Source organism: Arthrobacter sp. ZGTC412 (assembly GCF_002929215.1).
Taxonomy (GTDB): domain Bacteria; phylum Actinomycetota; class Actinomycetes; order Actinomycetales; family Micrococcaceae; genus Arthrobacter.
The window spans coordinates 314,408-323,002 of sequence record NZ_PJII01000004.1 but is presented as its reverse complement, the minus strand read 5'-3'; the positions used below and the strand labels follow the sequence as shown (position 1 = coordinate 323,002).

Here is an 8,595-nt window from a genome sequence, read left to right as displayed (position 1 = left end):
CCGGATCCGCTTTTCGGATTGCCGTCCCCGCCACTCACATAATGAGCCTATGTGGCAGCAGTGGGGGCGGGCAAGAGGGTGGTCAAAGGCTGGACGCTCGGAGGACGGCAACACGAGGTTGCGGCAGCTCGACTTCTTCTTGAGTGGTTGTAACGTAATTTCGGCTATTCGGCAGCGGCAGGTGAAAGGCAGGGTGGGCGGAAGATCGCGTTCCGTTCCCAGCGGTGTAGCGGGGGCGGGGATGGCCCAGTTCAGGTACTCATACGTGCGCGGCGGTTCTCGCGTGTATTTCCGGCTTTGGTGTTTGGCGTTTTCGGAGCCACTTTTCCACCAGTGCCATGGCGCGGGTTGCTGCCGCCCAATAGACCACACCTGCAGCGAGGGAGGCGATGACGGACAGGCCCTTGTGCGCCGGATCGAGGAGCGGGTATACGAGCCAGTGGGTGACGTAAATGTACAGGGACGCGCTGGCTAGCAGGGCGGTGAGCCGGTGCAGTCCCCGCGGGACTGTCAGGGTGGGCAGCCAGAGCAGGATGAGGAAGCCAACCAGGATGGTGGCGCTGCGGTACTGGTCGTCGAAGGATTCAGGGATGGTGAGCAGGGCTATTGCTGTCACGGCGGCCCGCTGCCACAGGGTCCGCGATGCGGCGGCGGCCCAGCCAAGCCCGAAAAGCCACAGGACGGGGCCCTGGCCCGGGTAGCGGCTGTCGACAAGGTCGAAGAGTAACGGCAGGTCAACGGCTATCAACGCCAGGGCGAACCCCCACGGCCATCTGCGCTGGGCGCGGTCAGCGGCCGGAATCGCCAGCAGGGCGGCGAGACCGAGCAGGATGTGGACCAGGATCTCGATAAACCAGAACCGGGAAGAATCGGTCCATCCTTCCGGACCCAGCAGGGGGTTCAGCAGGAAAACGTTGGCCCAGGTATAGGTATCGGTTACCGCGAAGGCGAAACAGATGACCGCGACGCTCGGCACGACGATCCGGGCAACGCTGCGCAGTTGCCGCCGGAGCCGGGCACGGCGGGTTCCGGTGAGTTGGAACCGGGCAAAGTTATAGCCTGCGACGGCGAGCAGTACGTGGGCGGTCCCTTCCCAGTGGAAGAAGCCAATGTGCGTGGAAACGATGAAGATGATGGCGATGGCGCGAAGCACGATCCCGGTTTCCATCGGGGCAAGCATCCGCCGGTACCAGCTTCGGGATGTTCGTCCGGTCCGCTGGTCTGCAGGCTTAGCCGTTGCCGTAGCCCGCCTGTTCCGCGGATTGTGTCGGGCAGGGACAAGTTCACAGACGGGCATCAGGTGCCAGCCCTGCGGGAGGTAGCCGAGGGCACGCTCCAGCCGGACGGACGCTGCCACGTAGGACAGCGAGTCACCGCCCAGGGAAACGAAGGCGTCCGAGTCGGCGACGTCCTCCTGTTCAAGGACCTCCGCGAAGATCGTCCGCACGTCAGCCGGGTGTGCTGCCGGTTCCGATGCGGTCGCAGTACCGCGGGCGCGTTCTGCTTTCTGGGATGCCAGGGCCAGGACGGCGGGGTAGTCCGGCTTTCCGTTGGCGAGGCGGGGTACGGATTTCACGGGATGAAGCTGAATCGCCGAGCGCGGCAGGCCCAAATCCTGGGCGAGGGTCTTGGCCACCAGGGCAAGGTCACCGCCTCCTTCCACTGCGGCAACCACGAAGTCGTCAGAGCCTGCAGCCGCGGCGGTCAGACCGAGGTCGGCCAGCAGCCGTTCCACCTGGCCCAGGTTCACCCGGAGGCCAACGATTTTGACGAACCGGCTGCGCCGGCCAGTGATTTCGTAGAGGCCACTGAGCCCGCATCTGGCGAGGTCACCGGTGTGAAGTTCTGTGGTGACCCGTCCGAGGGCAAGGTCTTCGGGGCGTTCGGCGTAGCCCAGCATGACGTTGGGTCCTGTGTAGACGAGCTCGTAGTCCTCGAGGCCGGGGACGGGCTCGAGCCGGAAGGATCCGCCGGGCACGGCCACGCCGATGGCGTGGGGGTGTTCGGCTGCCAGGTCCGGGGGCAGGTAGGCCATCCGGGCGGTGGCTTCGGTCTGGCCGTACATGACAAACAGGTCCCAGCCCTGCCGCCGGCCGAGTTCCGCGTAGGAACGGACACGGTCTGGATCGAGCCAGCCGCCGGCCTGGGTGATGTAGCGCAGGCCGGGCAGGTCCATGTGTTCAAAGCCCACCCGTTCGAGGAGATCGAAGGTGTAGGGTACGGCGGCGAAAGACGTCACCTTTTCGGTGCGGGCCATTTCCCAGAAGCACGGGTCGACCACCGAGAGGTCGGTCAGCGCCAGGGAGGCGCCGACCAGGAGGTGGCTGTTTACCACGCTCATCCCATAGCAGTAGGAGAGGGGGAGTGTGGTGGCTGCAGTGTCGTCGGGGCGCAAGTGCAGGTACTGGGCTATGGCTGAGGCGTTGGCCTGCACTGATTCTGCGGAGAGGCGTACGAGCTTCGGTGAGCCCGTGGATCCGGAGGTGCTCAGCAGGAGCGCCAGCTCCGGGTGCAGCTCATGCCGGGTTTCTTCCCGCCGGATGTCCAGGACCGCCTCGCCGTTGGATGCGCGGACCACGATGTCCGGATCATACGCGGCAATCAGGGTCTCGGCGGCCGTCCCGCCGCCTGTGGGCAGAATCAACAAAGGATTGCCGGAGGACAGGGCGGCGAGGTAGACCACCAGGGACGGCAGTGAGTTCTCGGCCTCGAGGGCGATCAGCCGTCGGGCGGGGCCGAAGCTACGGGCCATGTCCTCGACGCGGCGTGCCAGTTCGCCGTAGCTCACTGATTGGTTTTTGGTCCTGATGGCGGTGCGGTCTCCGAAGCCGGCCAAGTGGGCGGCGAACGAGACTCCTGCCAGTTCTGGCTGTACAGTCACGCCCTGCACAGTAGAAGGCAAAGCTGCCCTAACTCAATTGGACTTTGTCCCCGGCCACAAAAGTTACGCAGACGAAGAGCCAACCCAAACACCACCCTCGGGTGCTCTCTACGTGGGAACAAATGGTGCCGTGCTGTACGTTGCTGTCTCGCAGCGTCATCACCGAACTGGATGAATCCGATGCACTCGATGAGGGCCTGACCCCAGGGGGAGAAATTGTCTCCGAGGAGCTCATCGTCCAGGTCATTCCCCAGGCTGCGGACGAGTTCACCTGCTATTCCTGTTTCCTCGTCCGGCACCGGTCCCAAGTGGCCCGTGAGAGCAACGGCCATTCCTACTGCATCGAGTGCGAAGGCTAGGCGGACGTTTTCTCCAAGCTAAGCACTCGAAAAGTTCGTCCATCCAGATTTCCCAGTGAACCCCAAGCATTGGGTGGGCATAATGTGACCGGAGCTTCGGTCAACCGCTATTTGACCGGAGCTTCGCCTATTTACAGCGGTGTCTCACTGGTTCCGTGGACCGCAATACAAGGGTGGACAAGGCGCTGATTTTCCGCCCCATAAGCCCCTTCTGAGCGCGAGCTTGACATAACAGCTCCTGGCTCAATCCAAACAAGTGAATTGGCTTCCAGCGGATCCCCAGCGCGAGGTGCCCCGGCGTGCAAACAGAAGGGTCGACGGCGGCACGGTGAGTGCCGCCGTCGACCCTTCCAACTGACATGCTGGGCTGCAGTGGTGCCTAAGGCACCTTGGCGTCCTCCACCTCGGTTTCAGCCGGTGCTGCCTGCAGACCGGAGCCCGATGACGGATGTGCTGCCACGGCCGCGGCGTGCTCCGCCAGCACCCCCGTTTGATGGCGGATTTTCAGGCGGTACAGCAGGGCCCCGCCCGCGGTGACGGTGGCAACGAAGATCACTCCGCCCCACTGCAGGTACCACTCGAAGGGTGGCACCGAGTTGTAAATCTCCTGGCGCGGCCAGACCAGGTTCAGCGTCATGGCGCCGCCCCACAGGACCGCGAGGATGTTCACGGGCAGCCCCCATTTGCCCATGCTGAATCCGGCGTCGGAATGGTCCCCCTCTCCAGGCCACTGCTTCAGGAGCCGCTTACGAAGCATGGGAAACGTGACCAGGAGGTAGGACAGGTAAATCAGGACGATGCTGATGCTGGACAGAATCGTGAAAATCGCGGGCTGCATAACGTTGACGAGCAGCGGGATGACGGCCAGGATGCCGATCACGATGGCCGCGACGGTGGGGGTCCTGCGGTCCGGATCCACCTTGCTGAGCTGCCGGCTGAAGGGCAGGTTGTTGTCCCGGGCCATGGCGAACATCATGCGGATGGCGGCAGCGTGGACGGACAGGGTGCAGACCGCCACGGCCACCACGATGCAGACGAGGAAGGCCTTGCCGAAGGGTCCGCCCAGGACGGAGAGCACAATGTGCTGCAGGCCGCCGTCGGCAGCTCCCAACTGGGGATCGGCAAGGTCCGGTGCGGCCAGGATGCCAAAAAGCAGGATCAGGCCACCCAGCAGGAAGGAGGCCGTGATGGCCCGCAGAATAGCCTTGGGTGCCGTGCGTTTGGGGTCCTTTGTTTCCTCCCCCAGGGAGCTCGCGGTGTCGAAGCCGTACATGACATAGCCGGAAGCCATGGCGCCGATGAGGAACACACCAAAGAAGCCCAGGTCGTGGCCTTCGCCGAACCCGGCGGTGTCGAAGAAGACCTCAGGCCCCCGCACCACGTGCCAGCCCAGTGCGAGGATCAGCAGCACGGCTGCGATCAGCTCCACGAAAACGCCAACGCTGTTGATCCTGGTCATGAGCTTCACACCGAATGCGTTGATGAGGGTGGAGATGGTGATCATGATGGTGGCCAGGATGACGCCGTTCATTGCGAAGTCATAGGGCCCGGTGCCGTCACCGACCAGCTGGAAGCCGGACCAGAGCTGCGGCAGGGTGAGCTGCAGTGCAAGTGCCACGGACCCCAGCGCCATGATGGAGGACAGCAGCAGAAGCCAGCCGGCCAGCCACGCCGAGGTCCCGGACGCGAGCCGCTTGGCCCAGTTGTATACCGATCCCGCAACGGGGTAGCGGCCCGCCAGTTCGGCGAAACACAGCGCCACCATCAGCTGGCCGGCGAAGACGAGAGGCCAAGACCACGCGTATGCCGGGCCTGCCATCGCAAAACCAAAGTAGAACAGCTGGAAAACGCCGGTGAGGATGGAGATGTAGCTGACGCCAGCGGCGAAACTGGCAAACTTGCCGATGCTCCGGTCCAGGGTCTGGGTGTAGCCGAACTCGTCCATGCCGCTTGAATCAATACTCTTGCTGGGTTCCAACATTTGGACTCCTCAATCAGAAAAGCACGATAGTGATGACCGTTCGCCCCCGACGGGCAGGGAAGGTCGATGCCCCTTGCGATACCCTTTGGCTGGCCGGCCGTTTCGCCCCTGGCTGCGGCCTCGCACTCAGGTGAGGGACGCGCTGAGCTCCCGCTCCGCCGTCGTCATTTCGCTGGCCCGGCCGGCGCGGGCCAGGCTGCCGCGAATCAAATCTGCGCAGCGCTCGCCGATCATCATGACGGTGATGTTCGGGTTGACGGTGACATGCTCAGGCATGACGGACGCATCGGCGACCCGGAGTCCGGTGACGCCTTTGACCCGCAACTCGGGGTCCAGTGGTGACATGTCGTCGTCGTACGGGCCCATCCTGACGGTGCCCACCGGGTGGTACACCGTGTTGTGGGTCTTGCGGATGTAGTCGCGCAGTTCCTCGTCGGTCTGCGCCTCGACGCCGGGCGACAGCTCAAGCCCGGCCCATGCGGCCATGGCCGGCTGGGCGGCGATTTCGCGGGCCTTGCGGATGCCGGCCACCATGACCCGCATGTCGTGGCCGTCCGGGTCTGTGAAGTAGCGCGGGTCCACCATCGGCTTGTCGCGGAAATCGCGGCTGCGCAGCCGGACGGTGCCGCGGGAGCGGGCGTGCGTAACGTTCGGGGTCAGGCTGAAGCCGTTCTCCGTGGTGGGGTAGCCGTGCCGCAGGGTGTTCAGATCGAACGGGACGGAGCCGTAGTGCATCATCAGGTCCGGGCGGTCCAGGCCGTCCTCGGTGGGGGTAAAGATGCCGATCTCCCACCACTGGGTGGACGTTTGGACCATTGGCTGCCTGGCCTCGAACTGCACAACGCCTTCGGGGTGGTCCTGCAGGTGCTCGCCCACACCGGGCGAGTCGACCAGGACTTCGATGCCGTGCCCGGCGAGGTGCGCAGCCGGCCCGATCCCGGAGAGCATAAGCAGCTTGGGCGAGTCGATGGCACCGGTGGACAGGATGACCTCCCGGCGCGCGGACAGCCGGTGGGTCCGGCCGAACGCCGAGTCCACCACGTCCACGCCGGTGCAGCGCTTGTCAGCGTCGAACACCAGCTGGCGGGCGCGGAGGCCGGTCAGCAGGGTGAAGTTCCCGCGATCGATGATGGGGTGGATGTAGGAGACCGAGCTGGAGGAACGGGTGCCGTCCGCGCGGCGGTTGATCTGGAAAAAGTTGGCACCGTTGATGACCGTGGTGCCGGTGTTGAACTTCGTGCGGGGAATGCCGGCCTGCTCGCAGGCTTCCAGGAGCGCGACGCCGGCCGGATCCGCCGGGGGCACGTTCATCAGGTGTACGGGGCCTGAGTCGCCGTGGTGCGGCGCGTCCGGCCCGGCGTCCTCGTTGGTCTCCAGCCGCCGGTACAGCGGCCAGGCGGCTTCCGCGTTCCAGCCGGCGGCGCCGTACTTGGACTCCCACTCGTCCAGGTCCTCGCGCGGGGCCCAGAAGGCGATGCAGGAGTTGTGGCTGGAGCAGCCACCCATAACCTTCGCCCGCGCGTGGCGCATAAAGGAGTTGCCGTTCTCCTGCGGTTCCACCGGGTAGTCCCAGTCGTAGCCGGATTCCAGCAGCTCCATCCAGCGGTCAAGCTGCAGGATCTCGGGCAGGCCGCGGTCGTCCGGGCCGGCCTCCACCAGTGCCACTGTCACGTCCGGGTCCTCGCTCAGCCGCGCCGCGACTGCCGCCCCGGCGGATCCGCCGCCGATGACGACGTAGTCGAATTCGCGCGCGCTGAGCTCCCCGATGTTGTCAGTATGCATCTAGTTCTCCTTGCTGAGATCAGCGAACCAGCCGGTCACCTGGGGGCTGGTGTTCTGGTAGATGTGCTTGGCTTCCTGGTATTCCGCCAGGCCGGTGGGGCCAAGTTCGCGGCCGACGCCGGACTGGCCGAAGCCGCCCCACTCGGCCTGGGGAAGGTAGGGATGGTAGTCATTGATCCAGACCGTGCCATGCCGCAGCCGGGATGCCACGCGCTGCGCCTTGCCGGCGTCCTGGGTCCAGACCGCGCCGGCCAGCCCGTAGATGGTGTCATTGGCGGTGGCCACGGCCTCGTCCTCGGTGCGGAAGGTCTCGACCGTCACCACCGGGCCGAAGGCTTCGTCCACGACCACCGACATGCCCCTGTGCACCTGATCCAGGACAGTGGGCTGGTAGTAGAAACCGCCGTCGTACTTCTCTCCTTCAGGCACGGCGCCGCCGCACCGAAGCCGCGCCCCCTCCTGGATGCCGCGCTGGACGTAGGCGTGGACTTTCTCCCGGTGGGCGGCGGAGATCAATGGCCCGGATTCGGCAGCATCGTCAAACGGGCCGCCGAGCCGGATCCCCTGCGCCCGGCGGACCAGCTCGTCCACGAAGCGCCCGGCGATAGATTCCTCCACCACCAGCCGCGCGCCGGCCGAGCAGACCTGCCCCGAGTGGACGAAGGCCCCGTTCAGGGCATTGTCGACGGCGGCGTCGAAGTCCGCGTCTGCGAACACCACGTTGGGGTTCTTGCCGCCAAGCTCCAGGGCCACCTTTTTCACGGTGCCGGCTGCCGCCGCGGCGATGCGCTTGCCGGTTTCCAGCCCGCCTGTGAAGGAGACGAGATCGACGGCGGGATGTTCCGAGAGCGGTGCGCCCGCCTCCGCGCCGGGTCCGGTCACGAGGTTGGCGACGCCGTCCGGCAGGCCGAGATCCTTTAGGAGCTGCATTGCCAGGATGGCGGTGGAGGGGGTCAGCTCAGACGGCTTAAGGACAAAGGTGCAGCCGGCGGCCAGCGCGGGCGCGATTTTCCACGCCGCCTGGAGCAGGGGGTAGTTCCACGGGGTGATGAGGCCGCAGACCCCTACGGGTTCGTAGACGATCCTGCTGACGACGGCGGGGTCTCCGGCGTCGACTACGCGGCCCGCCTGCTGTCCGGCGAGCCTTCCGAAGTATTCGAAGCAGTCGGCGATGTCGTCCATGTCGATGCGGCTTTCGACGATCCGTTTCCCGGTGTCCAGCGACTCGGCACGGGCGAACTTTTCCCGCCGTGCGCGCAGTTCCGCGGCGACCTTGAGCAGGAAGGCGCCGCGCTCGGGTGCCGGGACCGCGGACCAGACACCGGAGTCGAAGGCAGCGCGGGCGGCGGCGATTGCGCGCTCGGCATCTTCCCGGCCGGCCTCGGACACTGTGGCAGCCGGCTCGCCGCCGGCCGGGTTGTAGATGTGGCGCACGGCGCCTGATGCTGCCGACTCCCATGAGCCGTTGATAAACAGGGTGGCTGCTGTTCCGTCGATCGACGGTGTGGCGTAAGTCATACCGAGGACAGTAATGCAGGTTGAACGACTGTTCAATACTTTTCTTGAACAATCGTTCAAGATGACAAAGCCCT

At 65.3% G+C, this 8,595-nt stretch carries 4 protein-coding genes and 1 pseudogene; 1 reads left to right on the top strand and 4 read right to left on the bottom strand.

What is annotated here, in order from left to right; all coding sequences use genetic code 11:
- Positions 1–259 precede the first annotated feature (259 nt).
- Positions 260–2,881: an AMP-binding protein gene (locus CXQ88_RS08230; RefSeq protein ID WP_104043692.1), complete on the bottom strand. Its 2,622-nt coding sequence runs from the start codon at positions 2,879–2,881 to the stop codon at positions 260–262.
- Between the two features lie 146 nt (positions 2,882–3,027).
- On the opposite strand from CXQ88_RS08230, the pseudogene CXQ88_RS08225 reads away from it, so the two are divergent.
- Positions 3,028–3,240: pseudogene (locus CXQ88_RS08225) on the top strand (DUF4193 family protein); the annotation flags it as partial.
- A gap of 379 nt (positions 3,241–3,619) precedes the next feature.
- On the opposite strand, the gene CXQ88_RS08220 reads toward CXQ88_RS08225, so the two are convergent.
- From CXQ88_RS08220 to CXQ88_RS08210, 3 genes are all read right to left on the bottom strand, one after another.
- Entirely contained in the window at positions 3,620–5,221 is a 1,602-nt protein-coding gene (locus tag CXQ88_RS08220; protein WP_104043662.1) for an APC family permease, read from the bottom strand.
- 126 nt (positions 5,222–5,347) lie between these two features.
- Positions 5,348–7,003 carry a GMC family oxidoreductase gene (locus CXQ88_RS08215; RefSeq protein WP_104043661.1) on the bottom strand — a complete coding sequence of 552 codons (1,656 nt, stop codon included), beginning with the start codon at positions 7,001–7,003 and terminating at the stop codon, positions 5,348–5,350.
- Positions 7,004–8,521: an aldehyde dehydrogenase family protein gene (locus CXQ88_RS08210; protein WP_104043660.1), complete on the bottom strand. Its 1,518-nt coding sequence runs from the start codon at positions 8,519–8,521 to the stop codon at positions 7,004–7,006.
- Positions 8,522–8,595 lie beyond the last annotated feature (74 nt).

Coding starts and splice junctions, on each gene's coding strand:
- CXQ88_RS08220 (WP_104043662.1), bottom strand. CDS start 5,221: ATGTTGGAACCCAGCAAGAGTATTGATTCAAGCGGCATGGACGAGTTC.
- CXQ88_RS08215 (WP_104043661.1), bottom strand. CDS start 7,003: ATGCATACTGACAACATCGGGGAGCTCAGCGCGCGCGAATTCGACTAC.
- CXQ88_RS08210 (WP_104043660.1), bottom strand. CDS start 8,521: ATGACTTACGCCACACCGTCGATCGACGGAACAGCAGCCACCCTGTTT.